Annotated in this window: 11 protein-coding genes; 8 read left to right on the top strand and 3 right to left on the bottom strand. The window is 64.7% G+C overall.

All coding sequences use genetic code 11. From position 1 onward, the window contains the following. Positions 1-553 precede the first annotated feature (553 nt). Together AB4079_RS09745 and AB4079_RS09740 are read right to left on the bottom strand one after the other, a co-directional pair. Positions 554-2,818 (bottom strand): glycoside hydrolase family 3 N-terminal domain-containing protein, encoded by a 2,265-nt coding sequence (locus AB4079_RS09745; RefSeq protein WP_441787094.1) that lies wholly within the window; start codon positions 2,816-2,818, stop codon positions 554-556. A 182-nt stretch (positions 2,819-3,000) separates the two neighbouring features. Next, positions 3,001-3,987: a LacI family DNA-binding transcriptional regulator gene (locus AB4079_RS09740; protein WP_441787093.1), complete on the bottom strand. Its 987-nt coding sequence runs from the start codon at positions 3,985-3,987 to the stop codon at positions 3,001-3,003. A gap of 168 nt (positions 3,988-4,155) precedes the next feature. Between AB4079_RS09740 and AB4079_RS09735 the strand changes: the two genes are divergently transcribed. Genes AB4079_RS09735 through AB4079_RS09725 form a run of 3 tightly spaced genes read left to right on the top strand, consistent with a single transcriptional unit; the run spans position 4,156 to position 8,775 of the window. Then, positions 4,156-5,505, top strand: coding sequence for an MFS transporter (locus AB4079_RS09735; RefSeq protein WP_441787092.1), 1,350 nt, complete (start codon positions 4,156-4,158; stop codon positions 5,503-5,505). A 31-nt stretch (positions 5,506-5,536) separates the two neighbouring features. After that, positions 5,537-8,035, top strand: coding sequence for a family 78 glycoside hydrolase catalytic domain (locus AB4079_RS09730; protein ID WP_441787091.1), 2,499 nt, complete (start codon positions 5,537-5,539; stop codon positions 8,033-8,035). Then, on the top strand, positions 8,032-8,775 hold the full coding sequence (locus AB4079_RS09725) for a GDSL-type esterase/lipase family protein (protein WP_441787090.1): 744 nt from the start codon (positions 8,032-8,034) through the stop codon (positions 8,773-8,775). Before AB4079_RS09730 ends, AB4079_RS09725 begins: the two co-directional genes overlap by 4 nt. Before the next feature lie 65 nt (positions 8,776-8,840). Here AB4079_RS09725 and AB4079_RS09720 read toward each other — a convergent pair whose 3' ends face one another. After that, positions 8,841-9,833, bottom strand: a complete 993-nt coding sequence (locus AB4079_RS09720) for a LacI family DNA-binding transcriptional regulator (RefSeq protein ID WP_441787089.1) — start codon at positions 9,831-9,833, stop codon at positions 8,841-8,843. A gap of 324 nt (positions 9,834-10,157) precedes the next feature. Here AB4079_RS09720 and AB4079_RS09715 point away from each other — a divergent pair, with 324 nt between their 5' ends. The 5 genes from AB4079_RS09715 to AB4079_RS09695 all read left to right on the top strand — a co-directional run bounded on the left by AB4079_RS09715 (position 10,158) and on the right by AB4079_RS09695 (position 17,711). After that, positions 10,158-11,555: an ABC transporter substrate-binding protein gene (locus AB4079_RS09715; protein ID WP_441787088.1), complete on the top strand. Its 1,398-nt coding sequence runs from the start codon at positions 10,158-10,160 to the stop codon at positions 11,553-11,555. A gap of 61 nt (positions 11,556-11,616) precedes the next feature. Next, positions 11,617-12,558, top strand: a complete 942-nt coding sequence (locus AB4079_RS09710) for an ABC transporter permease (RefSeq protein ID WP_441787087.1) — start codon at positions 11,617-11,619, stop codon at positions 12,556-12,558. Next, the gene (locus tag AB4079_RS09705) at positions 12,555-14,339 is read left to right on the top strand and encodes an ATP-binding cassette domain-containing protein (RefSeq protein ID WP_441787086.1); all 1,785 of its coding nucleotides are present in this window, start codon (positions 12,555-12,557) and stop codon (positions 14,337-14,339) included. Before AB4079_RS09710 ends, AB4079_RS09705 begins: the two co-directional genes overlap by 4 nt. Then, positions 14,336-15,160 (top strand): ATP-binding cassette domain-containing protein, encoded by an 825-nt coding sequence (locus AB4079_RS09700; protein WP_441787085.1) that lies wholly within the window; start codon positions 14,336-14,338, stop codon positions 15,158-15,160. Before AB4079_RS09705 ends, AB4079_RS09700 begins: the two co-directional genes overlap by 4 nt. 37 nt (positions 15,161-15,197) lie before the next feature. Beyond that, complete coding sequence (locus AB4079_RS09695) at positions 15,198-17,711, top strand: glycoside hydrolase family 2 TIM barrel-domain containing protein (RefSeq protein ID WP_441787084.1); 2,514 nt, start codon at positions 15,198-15,200, stop codon at positions 17,709-17,711. Positions 17,712-17,815 lie beyond the last annotated feature (104 nt).

Below are 17,815 nucleotides of genomic sequence, written 5' to 3'. Positions count from 1 at the left end.
GTCACCGGGGGACGACGGGGGTCCTGGGCCAGTGATTTGTGCCGGTGATGGTTGCGTTATCTCATCGGAGTTGATCAGCTCGGAGCGAAAGGTGTTGACGTCGTTGCGTTTGTCGTCGAGTCAGTCCGTGACGCGCCGCGAAGTGGAGACGCAGGCGCTCCATGAGGTCCCCGTCCAAGCGATTCGGGACGACGGCGTATTGGACCTCATGGTGACCGCTCCGCCCTTAGCTGGTGTTCAAGAGGGTGCCTTGGCTCCGTGGTGCAGTCGCACCATCACAGCTGATTCGACCCGGATCGTCCCGACAGTGGTGATGAGGCGTTCGATATTCTTCGTAGCGCCGAGGGCGATGAGAGAAGCAGCGGGATCATGCTCAAGCTCCGACCGCGATTGCAGACCCTCATCGCCGAAAATCATTAGGTCCCGAAGATCGGCGCAGCGAGAGCATCGTTCGGAGTGCGTGACCCCAGGACCCGACTCGCGGGATGACCACCGCCCGCACGCGCAGCAATGTTTCGCACGTCCCTGGGCTTCCACTGGCACATGTGAAGCGTTACAACACGGTAAGCGTCGTGCCGAGATCCGCTCGCGAACTTCCGCCGACCCAGATATCGAGCAACGTTGCATCCTGCACCTCGCTGTTCGTTGCTGCGCTCCAGTAGCGGAGCTGGCGCGGGCCGAGCTCGAGATCCACTGTTCGGGATCCGCCCGCTGGCACAGCCACGCGTGTGAACGCCTTCAGTTCGCGGACGGGACGCGATGACGTGCCGTAGCGCTGGTGGATGTACAACTGCACCACCTCGTCACCATCCCGGTCGGATTCATTGACGACGTCGACCGAAACGAGCGCTGTCTCGCCGATCGAAAGCTCAGGGCGATCCACCCGCAGATTCTCGTATCGGAAGCTCGCGTACGAGAGGCCGTGGCCGAACGGGTAGAGAGGCGCGTTCGACTCGTTGAAGTAGCGGGAGTCCCGCTCATGGGGAAGGAAAGTCCGGTAGTGGTTGTACACCAGGGGGACCTGGCCGACGTGCTGGGGCCAGGTGAAAGGCAGCCGGCCGGCCGGGTTGACATCGCCGGTCAGGACGGCCGCGACGGCCTCACCACCTCGGGTCCCGGGGTACCACGCCTGAACGATGGCGGCCACGTTCTCGTCTGGCCATCGGAGGTCCAGCGGCCGACCCGACATCACGACCAGCACGATGGGCGTTCCGGTCGCGTGGATTTGCTGCAGCTGCTCGAGCTGACGCGCTGGGAGGTCGAGAGTGCTGACCGACGCCTTCTCACCGATCTGGTTCTGCCGCTGACCGACGACCACGATCGCGACGTCTGCAGATTCAGCAGCGGTGACCGCGCGGCGAATGGCCGATTCGTCGTCCCAGTCGGCTGGTGTGCGTTCGACGGTGGGATCCAAGACGTCGAACGGGGAGGGATGCAGCCTCTCCGGGATTCCTGCCCCTGGCTCGAAGACGATCTCTGCTGCCCCGGCGAACCGGTTGCGGACGCCCTCGAGGATGGTGACGGTCTCCTCGGTGTCGTGATCGAAGATCCACGGGCCCAGGGTGTCGCGCCGGCTGTCGGCGAGCTGTCCGATCACCGCCACGGATCGGATCGTGTCGAGTTGCAGGGGCAAGGTGCCCGCCTCGTTCTTCAAGAGAACGAGCGAGCGCTCTGCCGCGGTCTGGGCCAGCGCGCGGTGGTCGGGCGACGCGAGGGTGGTCGCGGTCGCCGCCTCATCCGAGTACGGCCGCTCGAACAGTCCCAGTCGGAACTTCGCCGTGAGGACGCGCCGAACGGCGGCGTCGAGGAGGTCCTCGCTCACTCGTCCCTCGGCTACCGCTTGCGGGAGGAGGTCGAAGGCCGGCCCCATCATGCACATCTCCATGTCCAGCCCGGCGGCGAGGGCGCGGACGGCCGCATCCTCGAGGTCCTTTGCGAAGTGCTGTGTCTCGAGCGACCTGACTGCATTCGCATCCGAGACCACGAAGCCGTCGAAGCCGAGCTCTTCCCGCAACAGCTCGGTGAGGAGTCGGCGGTTGCCGGACGCGGGAACGCCGTTGAGGTCCATGTAGGCGCTCATCACTGCGGCAGCACCCGCCTCGACGGCCGCGCGGAAAGGCGGAAGGTAGACATTGCGCAGTTCCGACTCCGAAATGTCGACGTCCTCGTAGTCGCGGCCCCCGCGCGCCGCGCCGTAGCCGAGAAAATGCTTGGGAGTCGCCATCACGCTGTCGGGACCGAGGTCGCCCTGGAAACCGCGCACGTGGGCGGCGGCAATGGTGGCGCCCAGATGGGGATCCTCGCCCGACCCTTCGATCATCCTGCCCCAACGCGGGTCGTGGGCGATGTCGATCGTCGGCGCGAAGGTCCAGTGGACACCGACGGATCGCGCTTCACGAGCGGCAGCGGCTTGGACCTGCTCGATCTGCGCCGGGTCCCATGTCGCCGCCAGCGCAATCGGTACCGGGAAAACAGTCCTCCAGCCGTGCACAACGTCAAAACCGAAAAGCAGCGGGATACCGTGCGCTGTCTCTTCTACCGCCAGGCGTTGGAGTCGGTTGATGAGTCGTCCATCACGGACGAACAGCAGGGATCCGGCGCGGCCGTCCTTGACCGCTTCTTCGATGCGGCGGGGCAGGTCGATATGCTCTCGATACTCAGGCGGGAGCGACTCGATGTCGAAGTCGTCGGGGAGCGGCTCATCCGTGCCCGTATAGAAGTACTGCGTCAGTTGCCCGGCCTTCTCCTCGATGCTCAGCCGGGAGAGGAGATCTTCAACCCTGTGCGCAATGGGGAGAGTGTGATCGCGGTAGGACATGGAAAGGGCTTCCTGGTCGGGGGCGGTATCGAGCGAAGCCGCTCGGTGTTCCCAGCAGACTCCGTCGTCTGCGCGCCGGACCCTGAGAATCAACTGGCGCGCGCTAGTAATGAACCCTCACCGTAAGCGACAGTAGCTAGTGCGCGCAAGCTGTTGCCGGTGACGGACCCCATCCAGTCGGCTCAGGTGCTCTCTCGCTTGATCAAGGAGACCTTCGGGCTCTGGTCCCACTGGGGTTCCGGCGTGCCTATAGTGGCGTTCAGCGCCTGCTCGGCGAAGTAATGCCCCAAGCCTTCGTCGTCGACGTGAATCGTGCTGATCGACGGGACGAACACGTTCGAAAGTGGGGAGTCATCGTGTCCGACGACGGCGAGATCGTCTGGCACAGCGAGACCGAGCCGGAGAGCTGCGCCGACGATACGTGCGGCTACGTCATCGTTGAACGCGATCACTCCAGTGATGCCCGACCGGTGCCAGGCCGCGACGAGGTCCGTCGCGTTGTCCGAGTGCACGCCGGCCCGTGCCAGATCCTCGATTCCGTGGGCGCGAGCAGTCTCAGCGGCAACGGCGTACCGGGATGATGCCAGGTCGGCGAGTCGCGGGTCGGGCGTCGAGGCGAAGACGAGCTGCCTGCGACCGCGCTCGAGGAGGTGCTCGACCTGGAGGCGCGGTCCATGGCCGAAGCTCAGATCACCAGGGGGTTCGGTATCGTCCGGGCGGGGGATGACGGCGGCGACTCCGGAGTTCCGGATCTCGGCGTAGCGCTCGGGGCTGAATGGGAGCAGCCCGATCACGACATCCGGTTGCAGTGTCTCCCACAGCGGTCGGGCCGTGCCGCCCTCGTGCGGCGTCGACGTGACCAGGGAGTACCCGGCCTGGTCGAGGAGGATCGACGCCTCCTCGACGACGCGCCGCATGCTGTACTCCATCGGCCAGTCGGGAAGCACGAGCAGGATGATCCGGCTCCGACCGCTGGCAAGCGCCTTGGCGGCAAGGTGCGGGCGGTAGCCGAGCCGCTGTGCAGCGTCGATGACCTTGTCGCGAGTGGCCTCGGAGATCGTCTGCCCAGGGGTGGAGTTCAGCACGAAGCCCACGGTCGCGCGAGAGACGCCGACCTCCCGCGCGATATCGGCTGCCGTCACTCGCCGTTCGGACGCTGTATTCGTCATGTTGCCTCCGCCGGAACCCTACTACTTGTGCGCGATAGCTCTCCCGTTACGCAGTCCTGATGAAACGATCCAAATTCTACTTGCACGCTCTAGTTATTCGAGATACAGTCTCCTGGACCAGCCCGGGCTAGCACAGCTACCCGCGGAGAATTGACAATGGAGTCCACAATGGCGACACACTCAGGCGACACGCCCGCCCTGCCCCCTGCTACGGCGCAGCCGATCCCGGCCGCGCCAGGTGCCACCGCGGAGGTGCTGCACAGCGAGGCGGCCCCGCCCGGGCAGAAGAAGGCGAGCGCCACCTATATCTGGTTCCAGGTGCTGGGCCAGTTCGGCGTCTTCGTGGCGTTCATCACGCCGCTGGCGATCTCGCTGTCGATCCGTCTCTCGTCCCTGGCCCCCACTCACCAGGAGTACCTGGGGTACATCACTGGTTCCGGCGCGCTGGTCGTAATGTTGACGGCCCCATTGTTCGGCGTACTCAGCGACCGCACGCGCAGCCGGATCGGCCGTCGTAAGCCGTTCATGATCGGCGGCACGCTGCTTGGCGTCGTGTCTCTGGTCGTCATGGCTCTCGCGCCGAACGCACTCGTGCTGGGGGCCGGCTGGATCCTGGCGCAACTCGGCTGGGGGCAGGTGCTGCAGGCGCTGACGACCTCCATGGCCGACAGCCTGTCCGAGTCGCAGCGCGGGAAAGTCGCGGGCCTCGCCGGTTTCGCCACTCAGGTCGCTCCAGTGGTCGGCGTTGTGATCGCCGGCAGCTTCGCGGGTGATGCGCTCCTGCTCTTCCTGCTGCCAGGCGCGGTTGGCGTGATCTTCGTGATCCTGTTCGTCCTCTTCACGAAGGAGGCCGACTCTCGCGGCGCCCGCTTCGCCGACCGCCTGTCCGTGGCCGGCATCTTCAGCAAGTACATCTACAACCCACGCTCTTACCCGGACTTCTCCTGGGCATGGGTTGGCCGATTCCTGTTCTACTTCGGCCTCACCCTGAACACGACCTTCTCGGCCTTCTTCTTCGCCGAGCGTCTCGGTGTCAGCGTTGCAGCCTCCGCCCCGATCATCGCCACCCTGAGCCTGTTCGGAATCGTCGCCACCACCGTCGGCGCGATCGGTGGTGGATTCCTCTCCGACAGGCTGCGCCGTCGGCGCGTCTTCGTCCTCGGCGGCGGAGTCCTCTTCGGGGTGGGCACGGTCGTGATGGCCCTGGCCTCCGACCTGCCCGTGCTGATTGCCGGCTCGCTGATCGTGTCAGCGGGGATCGGGATGTTCGCGGCGGTCGACCAGGCCCTGGTTCTCGACGTCCTCCCGGAAACGGCTACCGACGCCGGACGATTCATGGGCATCATCGGGTTCGCCACGTCGATTCCGCAGGCCGTCGCTCCCTTCGTTGCCCCACTCCTACTCGGGATCGGCGTGGCGAGTGCGGGCCACAAGAACTACACGCTGCTCTATCTGGTCGCGGGCGTCTTCACGGTCCTGGCCGGTGTCGTGATCATGCGCATCCGTTCCGTCCGCTGACTCAGCCCCACCGTTACAAGGAGTTCGAAATATGACCGCTCAATGGTCTGCACAGTTCATCACGCCCACGAGTTCCACCGGCGAATCCGGCGAGCCCGCGGCGTACCTCCGCCGGGAGTTCGAGGTGCCCGAGCTGCCGACGAAGGCGACACTGCGCAGTACCGCGATCGGCTTGATCGAACCGCATCTGAATGGGAAGTCCGTCGGTGACGAAGTGCTGGCGCCGGGTTGGACCTCGTACCGGCACCGTCTCGTGGTCAGCAGCCACGATGTGATCGGCATGATCGGCGTCGGCTCCAACGTCATCGGGGCGGTGCTCGGCGAAGGGTGGGCACTGGGTCGGCTCGGCTGGGAGGAGAAGCGCAACCACTTCTCGGACCGGCCGGCCGCGTGGCTCCAACTTGAGCTCGAGTACGCCGATGGCCGTGTGGATGTCGTCGGAACGGACACGACGTTCCGCGCCGCGACAGGCGGTGTGCGCGAGAACAGCATCTATGACGGCGAGCACTTCGACGCCCGCCTCGAGCCGGCGGGCTGGGACAGCGCGGGATTCGACGATTCGGGATGGGGTGCTGTCGAAACGTTCGCTTGGCCGCTCGATACGCTCGTCGATCCCGTGGCCCCGCCCATCCGCCGGATCGAGGAACTGGCGCCGGTGGAGATCATGACGACGGCCGCCGGGCGCACCGTCGTCGACTTCGGCCAGAACATTTCCGGCTGGGTGCGACTCCACGTCGAGGGCGCTGCCGGGACCACCGTGACGCTGCGGCACTCCGAGGTCATGATCGGCGGAGAGGCCGACTTCGACACTCTTCGCACGGCCGCGGCGACCGACCGCTACACGCTTCACGGGAACGGGCCCCAGGTGTGGGAGCCGCGGTTCACTTTTCACGGATTCCGCTACGTCGAGGTCGACGGCTGGCCCGGCGAGCTGACATCCGATTCGCTGCGTGCGGTGGTGATCCATTCGGACATGGCCCGCACGGGATGGTTTGAGACATCCGATGCGCTGCTGAATCAGCTGCACTCCAATGCGGTCTGGTCGATGCGCGACAACTTCGTCGGCGTACCGACCGACTGCCCGCAGAGAGACGAGCGCCTCGGCTGGACCGGTGACATCAACGCCTTCGCCCCGACTGCCGCCTTCTTGTACGACGTGCGGGGTGTGCTCGGATCCTGGCTGCTCGACCTCGCCGCGGAGCAGAAGGAGAAGGGCTTCGTGCCGTGGGTCGTGCCGGATGTGCTGTCCACGCCCTCCTCGCCGACCGCCCTCTGGAGCGATGTCGCGGTCAGCCTCCCCTGGGCGCTCTACCGCGAGTACGGGACGGAGCAGATCCTGGTCGATGCCTACGAGTCGATGGCGACCTTCATCCGCCAGGTCGCGGCGCTTTTGGATGAGAATGGGCTGTGGAGCCGCGGCTTCCAGTACGGGGACTGGCTCGACCCGGACGCACCGATGGACAACCCGGCGGGCGGTAAGACCGATCGGCACCTCGTCGCAGCCGCCTACCTGTGCCGGACCACCCGCGAGATGGCGGACACTGCGGGCATCCTCGGCCGCACCGAGGATGCCGCCGAATTCACCGCGCTCGCCAGGCGCGTCCGCGACGCGTTCCGGAACGAGTTCGTCAGCAAGACCGGCCGGGTCGTGAACGAGACCGCCACGGCTTACGCGTTGGCAATCACATTCGACATCCTCGATGACGCGCAGAAGGCGCACGCGGGCGATCGACTCGCCGACATTGTGGCTCGCGCCGGCTACCGGATCTCGACCGGCTTTGCCGGAACCCCGTTGGTCACCGATGCGCTTTCCGTCACCGGCCACCTGGATGAGGCCTACCTCCTTCTGCTGGAGACCGGATGCCCGTCCTTCTTGTACCCGGTGACGATGGGGGCGACGACCATCTGGGAACGGTGGGATTCGGTCCGACCAGACGGCACCCTCAATCCCTCCGGAATGACGTCGCTGAACCATTACGCGCTGGGCGCCGTCGTCGACTGGATGCACCGCACCATCGGCGGCCTCAACGCGGTCGAGCCGGGGTACCGGCGCATGCGCATCGCGCCGCAGCCCGGCAAGCAGCTCACGTCGGCAACACTGCGGCACAGCATCGGGTTCGGAGAGGTCCTCATCAGCTGGCGCATCGAGGAGGGGACAGCCGAGGTGGATGTCACCATCCCCGAGGGTACGACCGCTCAGGTGGTCTTGCCCCAGCATCCCGACGGGGCGACCGTCGACGTCGCAGCAGGCACCTACCACTGGACGTATCCCGCAGACCGCGCGAACGACCGCGGGTCGTTCGACCTCGACTCGACGCTGCGCGACGTCGCCGACGACCCGGCAGCATGGCGGCTGTTCACCGACGCCTTCGCCAGCCACTACCCAGGCGTACCTCTGGATGCCAACGCCCCGGAAGCGGCAGCCATGTCCATCCGGACCCTGCTCGAGTACATCCCCGGAGCGTCGGACGAGTTCCGTTCCGATCTGTCCGCCTCGCTCGCGGCCGCGTCCCCTGGCTCCTCGGCATGAGGGCAAAGCCTTCACGATGGAACTCCACGAGCCCGGGGCGCCCGGCTGTCAGGCGAGCGGGACTGGTCGCGGCCGCCGTCGTCGTCGGTTCGGTGGCTGCCGGCGCTTACGCCCTCTTCAGAGTCGGACGCGATCATCCCGCGCAGTACGAATCGCGGGTCCGGGAAATCGAAAGGCGGCAGGAGGCAAACCGCGGCCCTGTTCACGTCCTTCTCACCGGAAGCTCCTACATCGAGTATTGGTCGACATCGGGGCAGGATCTGTCTCCCCTCGAAAGCATCAACATCGGAATCGGCGGTACCAAAGTCGGTGACCATCTCGCCTACCTCGAGCGGATGGTCGTCCCGTTCTCGCCGGAGGTCGTGGTGGTTTACGTCGGATCGAACGACATCAACGGCATTCCGTTCTATTCGAAGGACGCGGACGAGGTCGTCGCACTCGTCGTCGCGTACCTGTCAGCTCTGCATGAGCGCCTGCCCGACGCGGAGATCTACTACGTCGCAATCACCGAAGCGCCCATCCGCGCGCGGGTGCGCCGGCAGATTCAAGCGGCGAACCGCAAGCTCCGTGCCATTGCGGAGTCGAGTCGCCATTTCGTCTTCGTCGACACGGCCGCAGCGTTGCTGAACCCTGATGGATCCATCAACAACTCGCTGTTTCGTGCCGATCGGCTACACCTGAACGATGAGGGATACCGACGTTTCGCATCCGTCATCAGGCAGAGCCTGCTGGCGAGCTAAGGGCGTCGCCAAACAACGGGCAACGCGGAATAGCGAGCGAGTTCGTGCTGCGAAAAACGCGGGTGCTACGCCGTTTCTCCGGGGACGACCGAGAAGAAGTCTTCCGGCAACTCCTCGGCTCTGTGTGTTCTGCCGGCAAGCCTGTCGCGCAACTCAGCCGCCAGGGTAGCGATGAGCGGTTGCATGTTTATTCGGATGGACGTGAGCCGGGGAGACCAGAGTTGTCCGGCGATGATGTCGTCCATTCCGATGATTGCGACCCTGCCCGGTACCTCGACGTCCATCTCACGCGCGGCGGCGAGGAGGGTGAGGGCGACTTCGTCGTTGTAGCAGGCGATGGCGGCCGAGCTGTCCGAGGAGAGCACGCGCGAAAGGGCCAGCTTGCCTCCCTCGATATCGAGGCTCACCTGAACCAGGCCGGGTGGGGCGAGCCCTTCGGCGGTGCAATAGCTGTGAAGTGCCGCGAAGCGGTCGTCGCTGTAGGGCTCCGGTTTGTCGCCTTCGGCCTCGGCGTACCAGAGCGGTCGGTCCCCGTGTGTGCGGAGCTGCTCGGCTTGCAACCGTGCGAACCCCGGGTCGCCTGTTGCCTCTTCGGAACCGACCACTTCGGGTACGACCATGACGCCCCGATTCTCGAGTTCCACGATCTCGTTGCGACTGAGCACACCGAGGTTGAGAACCGCCAACGGTCGAAGCTGCTGCAGTGAATCGACGGTGTCTTTCGATGCTGACGTGACGAACCTCAGAACGACATTGGCGCTGTACGGGCGGGTTTGACCCGCGACCTCGTCGAGAGCATCTTGAACGTGGCCGCTGAAGCGCGAGTTCGGAGCGACGATGACGATGGTGTCGTTGTGGCCGGTGACCAGCGAGCGGGCCGCTGCCGACGGCCGGTACCTCAGCTTTGCCGCTGCATCGCGAACGCGCTGTTTGGTCACGTCCGGGAAGGGCGCGTCGTCACCGTTGAGGATCCGGCTCACCGTCGAGCGCGAAACGCCGGCCAGTGCGGCGACGTCGGAGCTCGTCGCGGGTCTCGTAAGTGCGTCAGTTGGGCTCACCTACCCATTCTCGCAGGAAACCATCGTGTTGCACGTTCTCGTGACACTCAGGGCTAAACACGCGCGTTACTGGCAAGGCCCAAGACCACCCAATCGCAGTGAACATTGCGCTTGTAACACGTGTGCGTTAGAGTAAAGCACTCGCGACACTAGCGGAGGCGACCGCGGCGTCGCCACATGACAAAGGAGTCCCACATGAAGATTCGGTCCGCGAGCCGTGCGGCGGTTATTTCCGTCGCGGCGGCTGTTGCATTGTCCGCTTGCACAGCGGGCGGAGGAGCAGGCGGGGCGGCCACGGTTTCCACCGACCGCACCCTCAACCTGATGATGAACGCACCACCGTCGGACATGTCGGTCGGCAACTCATCCGGCGGAGAGACGACCCTGCTGAACTCGATCTACGACACGCTCGTGATCCTGGCCCCGGACGGCTCGATCAAGCCGGGCGTGGCCTCCTCGTGGGCTTACTCTGCCGACCACAAGACGCTCACCTTTCACATCCGCAAGGGCATGAAGTTCACCGACGGTGAGAAGGTCGATGCCGCAGCGGTGGTCGCATCGCTGAACGCGTCGAAGACCGGTCCGGCGACGTCCGACAACTTTGCTTCGGTCACCGACATCACCTCCACGGATGACTACACCGTGGTCCTCTCTCTCTCATCGCCGGACGCTGCGCTCGTGAGTCTGCTCACCGAGGTGTCCGGCGTGATCGGCGCACCGAAGTCGCTGGGGTCCGCGGAGTCCAAGCTGTGGCCGACCGGCTCGGGCCCGTACATCCTCGACAAGTCGAAGTCCGTTGTGGGTTCCAAGTACGTGCTGGAGCGCAACCCGGACTATTGGAATGTGAGTGCTTACCCGTTCAAGACGGTCATCGAGAGCATCATCACTGATCCGACCGCTGCCGAGAACGCGCTCCGGTCTGGCCAGCTCGACGTGCTGCAGTCGGCCACTGCGAGCGACGTCGCGCAGTTCCCGAAGGCCCAGTTCAACTCGGGCGACAACAAGCCGCTCGCGATCGCGGTGCTCTGGCTGGCCGACCGCGACGGCACCGTCGTCCCTGCACTGAAGGAGCAGAAGGTGCGACAAGCGATCAACCTCGCGTTGGACCGCGAGACGATCGCCAAGAAGCTGCTCGGGCCGGGCAATGCGGCCACTAATCAGGTGTTCAACCCCAGTGGTGACGTGTTCAGCAAGTCCTTGCTCGCGTCCCAGCGGTTCAACGTCGGCGCGGCCAAGAAGTTGATGGCCGAAGCGGGATATCCGAACGGGTTCACGGTCGCAATGCCCAGCAGCGTCGTGACCACAACGTACGAGTCGACTCTCACCCAGGAACTCGGCGACATCGGAATCAAAGTGGATTGGCAGTCAGTTCCCTTCGAAGATTTCAACTCGAAGGTTCTTGCGAAAACGTTCGGCATGTACGTGCAGTACAACGGCTACAACACCAGCCCGGCGGTCGAGGCCGAGGGTTCGATGGCCGGCGTCTTCAACCCTTTCAACACCACGACGCCAGAGCTGACGCAGCTCTTGAACGCTGCCAACGCGGCTCCGGATAAGGACCAGGCAGCGGCCTGGGGGGCGGTCAACAAGTACTTCGTCGACAACGCCTGGTTCGCACCGATCGCCTCCTCCAGCGGCTTCTGGCTATCCGACAAGAACGTCAAGTACACCGCACCGACCCAGTACGGAGTGAACCTGCTCCCGTACGCCCCGGCGAACTGACCGTTCCTTTCATTGCGGCGCGGGAGCCCAGGCTCCCGCGCCGTACGGAGGAGAGAGAATTGTGACCCGTTTCCTGTTACGCCGCATCGGCGAAGGCCTCGTGCTGATCTTCATCGTGACCGCGATCACGTTCTTCCTCACGGCGGCCGCGAACATCCCTATCGCGCGAAACCTCCTCGGTCCCTCGGCATCCGAGGCGCAGGTCGCTGCGATGAACGCGAAGCTAGGCCTCGATCAGCCGGTGGTTCAGCGCTACTTCGAGTGGCTGGCCGGCGTGGCTCACGGTGACCTCGGCACTTCCTATTTCACCAGTCAGCCCGTCGGGGACGCGATCATGGCACGACTGCCCGTCACCCTGTCGGTGCTGCTCGTCGCGTCGATTCTCACCATTCTGATCAGCGGTGTCCTTGGCATCGTGGGGGCCTCGAAGGGCGGAGTCACCGACGGCGTCATTCAAGGCGTGTCGATTGTCACCTACGTATTTCCGGGAATCATCCTGGGCATCGTCATGGTGTACGTCTTCGCCATTCAACTCAAATGGGTTCCTGCGATCGGATACGTGCCCTTCGCGGACTCCCCGATCGGCTGGTTCCAATCGATCATCTTGCCGGCGATCCTGCTGTCCATCGGCGGCATAGCGACGGTGGCTTCACAGCTTCGTGGGTCGATGGTGGATGAACTGGGTCGGGAGTATGTGCGCACCCTGCGCAGTCGAGGGGCCGGCACGCGGTCGATCCTCTACAAGCACACGCTTCGAAACGCGGCAGGACCCGCGCTGACCACCTTCTCTCTGCAATTCATCGTGATGTTCGGCGGCTCACTGTTCATCGAGAAGATCTTCGCCCTGCCCGGGTTCGGCACCTACGCCTACACCACGACGATCCAGGGCGATCTTCCCGCGATGCTCGGCGTGACGCTCGTCAGTGTGGGGCTCGTCGTGGTCGTGAACACGATCGTCGATCTCGCAAACGGCTGGCTCAACCCGAAGGTGAGGACAGAATGACCGCCACCCAACTGGAGGCCGTCGTTCCGACGGCAATCACCGGCAAGCGCAAAGGCGCCTTGTCCCGGCTACTGAGGAGACCCCTCGGCCTGTCCGCACTCATCGTGCTGGGTCTGCTGATCCTTCTGGCCATCTTCGGGCCGCTCACGACGAGCCATTCGCCCACCTATAGCTCCCTGAATTTTGTCAACGCCCCCCCAGGCACGCCCGGGTGGCCACTCGGTGCAGACCAGAACGGTCACGACATCTGGGCCCGCATCGTCGCCTCCATGCAGGTCTCGCTGATCTCCGCGGTGATCGGCGCAGGCGTGGGAATCGTGCTGGGTTCGGTGTTCGGGCTCATTGCCGGGTACGCCGGAAAACGTGTCGACTCGGTTACCGAGTGGGTGTTCAGCCTCTTGATGACCTTCCCATCGCTGATTCTCGTGATCGTCCTCTATCCCATCACCGGCGGCGCGTACCAGTGGACGATGTTCATCTTCGGGTTCTTCCTGGCACCCAGCATTTTCCGCCTCGTCCGCAATCTCGTCGTCGGCGTACGAAACGAGCTCTACGTCGACGCGGCACGGGTGTCCGGGCTTTCAACACGCCGGATCCTCTCCAGACACATCCTTTATGTCATTCGCGGCCCGATCGTCATTTCGGCTGCGTTCCTCGCAAGTGCGGCAATCGGCGTCCAGGCGGGTCTCGCGTTCCTCGGATTCGGGTCCACAACGACCCCCAACTTCGGCGGCATGACCAGCGACGCCTTCCTGAACATCTACTCCTACCCAATTCAGTTGGTGTGGCCCTCGCTGTTCCTCGCTCTGCTGAACGGTTCCCTCGTGCTCCTCGGCAACGCTTACCGTGACGCACTCGCAGCCCCACAGGCGAAAAGCAAGAAACAGCCGACCGACGCCAAGACGACGGTTCCCCCTGTGAAGCACTCGGGGACATCACCGGAGCGAGGCGGACTTCTTCGAATCCGCGATCTGTGGGTGCGCTACCCCCAGCCGGACGGGTCCAGCAAGGATGTCGTCCGCGGCATCTCCCTGGATGTCGCCTCCGGCGAGATCGTCGGACTGGTCGGCGAATCCGGATCCGGGAAAACCCAGACCGGCTTCTCGATCCTCGGCCTGCTTCCCCCTGAGGCACACGTCCACGCGGCCGCACTCGATCTCGCCGGCGACTCGCTGCTGACGAAAGACCAGGCCGGCTTGCGCGCCCTCCGCGGCAGCGTGATCGCCTACATTCCGCAGGAGCCGATGTCCAACCTCGACCCGTCCTTCACCGTCGGCAGCCAGCTGGTGGAAGGGCTCTCGAAGGCGATGTCGCGGCGCGAGGCGAAAGCCACCGTCCTCCAGCTTCTCGCGCGCGTCGGCATCGCGGATCCGCTTCGCACTTTCGCGTCGTACCCGCACCAGATCTCCGGAGGGATGGCGCAACGCGTTCTCATCGCTGGCGCGGTCGCAACGCGTCCAAAGCTGCTCATCGCCGACGAGCCCACGACTGCGCTCGACGTGACCGTCCAAGCCGAGATCTTGGATCTTCTTCGCGACCTGCAAGGCGAATACGGCATGGGCGTGCTCCTGATCACCCACAACTTCGGTGTCGTCGCCGACCTCTGCGACCGTGTCCTGGTGATGCGGTCAGGCGAGCTGGTCGAGAGCGGTGACGTGCGCTCGATCTTCCACCAGCCACAGCACGAATACACGCAGGAGTTGATCGCCTCCATCCTCGACGAGGAGACCATTCGAACCGACGAACCGTTGGTTTCGACCAGCGTGGAGGAGACGCGATGAGCCCGCTGACCGTATCCGATCTTCGCCTTCGGTATCCCGGACGTGGTGTGAAGAAATCTCCAGAAGTCCTTCGCGGCGTATCGATCGAGATCGCCCCGGGCGAGACGCTCGGCCTCGTCGGCGAATCCGGTTCCGGCAAAACCACCCTCGGGCGAGCGGTCCTGGGCCTTGCCTCACCGACCGGTGGGACGATCGCCTTCGATGGCAGGGACATCACTCACGCACGAGCCCGGGAGCGCCGAGCGCTCGCCAAGGACATCCAGGTCGTCTTCCAGGACCCGTATACGTCATTGAACCCGTCGATGAAGGTCACCGACACGCTCGCCGAACCGCTCATCGCGCAGGGGATAAGCGTGCGAGACGCGCGACTCCGAGTCGCGGAACTCTTGGATCAGGTCGGGCTTCCTGCGGATTCGGCCGAACGATACCCGAGGGAGTTCAGCGGGGGCCAGCGACAGCGCGTTGCAATCGCTCGGGCACTGGCCCTGAGCCCGCGCCTCATCATTTGCGACGAAGCCGTTTCCGCTCTGGACCTGACGACGCAAGCCCGCGTGCTGGATCTCCTCATCGAGTTGCAGCGCAGCAACGGAATCGCCTACTTGTTCATCACCCACGATCTTGCTGTCGTCCGCCACATCAGCCACCGAGTCGCCGTCATGTACCGCGGCGAGATCGTTGAGCAGGGTCCGGTGGCCGAGGTCACCTCGAACCCGCAGAACGAGTACACGCAGCGACTTCTCCTGGCCGCCCCGGTGGCCGACCCGGATCGGCAGCGCGAACGACGGATGCAGCGTCGTTCCCTTATGGCCGCCGCCCGCTGAGCACCTCGCGACACTGCAACAACAAGGAGCGCAAACGATGACCACCCCCTCGTTCACCGACGGCTGGACGGTCGGCCCCAAGACCACGATCTACGCCGCGCTTCAAGGCGCAGGCCGGACCGGGACCCCCGTCACACTTCCGCATGACGCTCTCTTGGCGAGCGAGCGGTCGGCCGACCGCGGCGAGGGCGCGCACTCCGCATTCTTCCCCGGCGGGGCCTTCTCGTACAGCAAGACCTTCGATGTGCCCGATGAGTACCGTGGCAAGCGGCTCACCCTCGAGTTCCAAGGCGCATACCGCGATGCGGTCGTCTTCATCAACGATGTCTTCGCCGCTCAGCGTCCGAACGGATACTCCACTTTCTACGTCCGACTGGACCCGTTCCTGACGTACGGCGCGCCGAACACCGTCACGGTGGACGTGCGCGCGTCCGACGATTCACGCTGGTACACGGGCGCCGGGCTGTACCGCGACGTGCGACTCCACATCGACGAACTCGCTCACGTGGTGCCGAACGGTGTCCGAATCACCACGCCCGACGTCGACCCCGAGCGGGCAGTCGTCGAGATCGCGACGTCCGTGCGCAACGAAAACCTGGAAACCGAAACGCTCACGGTCGAGACGGAACTGCGCGGGCCCGATCATCAGGCGGTGGCATCCGACTCCGCGCCCGTGACTCTGCGCTCGGGCGAAACTGTCACCGTCCGCCAGCGCCTCTACGTCGATGACCCCGAACTCTGGAGCACCGATTCACCACGCCTGTACGAGGTGCGAACCCGCCTCACCGACGTGGTCGATGTGCTCGCCGACCAGGTGACCGCCTTCGGCATCCGCACCCTCCAACTCGATCCGCGCCATGGGCTGAGGATCAACGGTCAAACGGTGAAGCTGCGCGGGGCGTGCATCCACCACGACAATGGACTCCTCGGAGCAGCGGCGATCGCCCGCGCCGAGGAACGCCGGGTGCGAATCCTCAAAGAGGCCGGCTTCAACGCGATCCGGAGTGCCCACAATCCGGTCAGCCAGGCCATGCTCGAGGCCTGCGACCGCCACGGTCTCCTCGTCATGGACGAGGTCTCCGACGTGTGGACCGTTTCGAAGTCGACGAACGACTACTCCTTGGCTTTTCCCGAATGGTGGGAAAGGGACGTTCAGGCAATGGTGGAGAAAGACTTCAACCATCCCTCGGTGATCATGTACTCCATCGGCAACGAGAACCCTGAAACGGGCAACGGACTCGCCGCGCAATGGGGCCGCCGACTCGTCGACAAGATCCGCTCTCTCGATCCAAGCCGGTACGTGACCAACGGCGTGAACGGTCTTGTGGCCGCCATCTCCGAGGTGGACGAAATCATGCAGCAGAACGCCGCAGCCGCCGCAGCCGGTGATGATCAGGGTGTGAATGGAGCGATGAATACGGGCGACTTCATGAATCAGGTGAGCGCCTCAGCGCAGGTCACGGAGAGGACTGCGGAGGCGTTCTCCATGCTCGATATCGCCGGGATGAACTACGGCGATGCCCGGTACGAACTCGACAAGACGCTGTTCCCCAACAGAATCATCGTCGGCACGGAAACCTTCCCGTCGCACATCGACGTCAACTGGCGTCTTGTCGAAGACAACCCGCACGTCATCGGAGACTTCACCTGGACGGGCTGGGACTATCTCGGCGAGGCAGGCGCAGGACGCATCGCATACCTCGAGGACGGCGATGGTGGTGCGCCATCGTTCGAGGGAGGCTTCCCCTGGCTCACGGCATGGAACGGAGACATCGACATCACCGGTCATCGCCGGCCCATCTCCTACTACCGCGAGACGGTTTTCGGTCGTCGCCATGTGCCGTACATCGCAGTCCAGCGGCCGGAGACCTACGGTAAGCCCGCGTTTGCCGGACAGTGGTCCTGGTCGGACACCGTTTCGGGCTGGAGCTGGAAGGCCGATCCGGGCACGGTCACGACCGTCGAGGTGTACAGCGACGCCGATGAGGTGGAGCTGGTGATCAACGGGCGGTCGGCCGGCACGCGACCCGCGGGTCGGGAACGCGCATTCAAAGCCGTCTTCACGGTCGAGTTCGAGCCGGGGGAGGTCGAAGCCGTCAGTTACATCGGTGGCCGCGAGCAGGCCCGGGCCATACTTCGCTCGGCCAGCGGACCGCTCCACCTTGATGCGGCGGCCGAGCGCGCCGTGATTGCTGCAACGACCGCGGACCTTGCGTACATTCCGATCGCCGTGCGAGACGTGGCGGGTAATCTCGCCCACGCTCAAGACTGGCCCATCACCGCCTCAGTCGAGGGTCCTGCTGTGCTCCAGGCTCTGGGAAGCGGGCGACCAGAGCAACTGGAGCGATTCGACACCGGAGAACACACGAGCTTCGACGGGCAGGCACTCGCCATCGTCAGGCCCACCGGTGCGGGGGAGATCACCGTACGTATCCAGGCAGAAGGTCTGAAACCCGTTACCGTCGTCGTCCTGGCAGAAGCAGCGGATTCCGATCACGGCCCGCTGCAGGTGGAAGATGCCACTCACCCGGCAGTCCGAGTGGGTGCTTGAGGGATCGGCAACGCATTGGCGCGGCCGACCCGGATCCGGGAGTATGGTCGACGATCTCGTACGCGTTGGTCCGGGCGAGATCGGGCGGCAGCACCGCAGCCCGC

The sequence above is a fragment of the Leifsonia sp. 2MCAF36 genome (assembly GCF_052115525.1).
In the GTDB taxonomy this organism is placed as follows: Bacteria; Actinomycetota; Actinomycetes; order Actinomycetales; family Microbacteriaceae; genus Leifsonia.
Note: the sequence above shows the minus strand (reverse complement) of the source record. Positions and strands in the feature narration are given on the sequence as shown.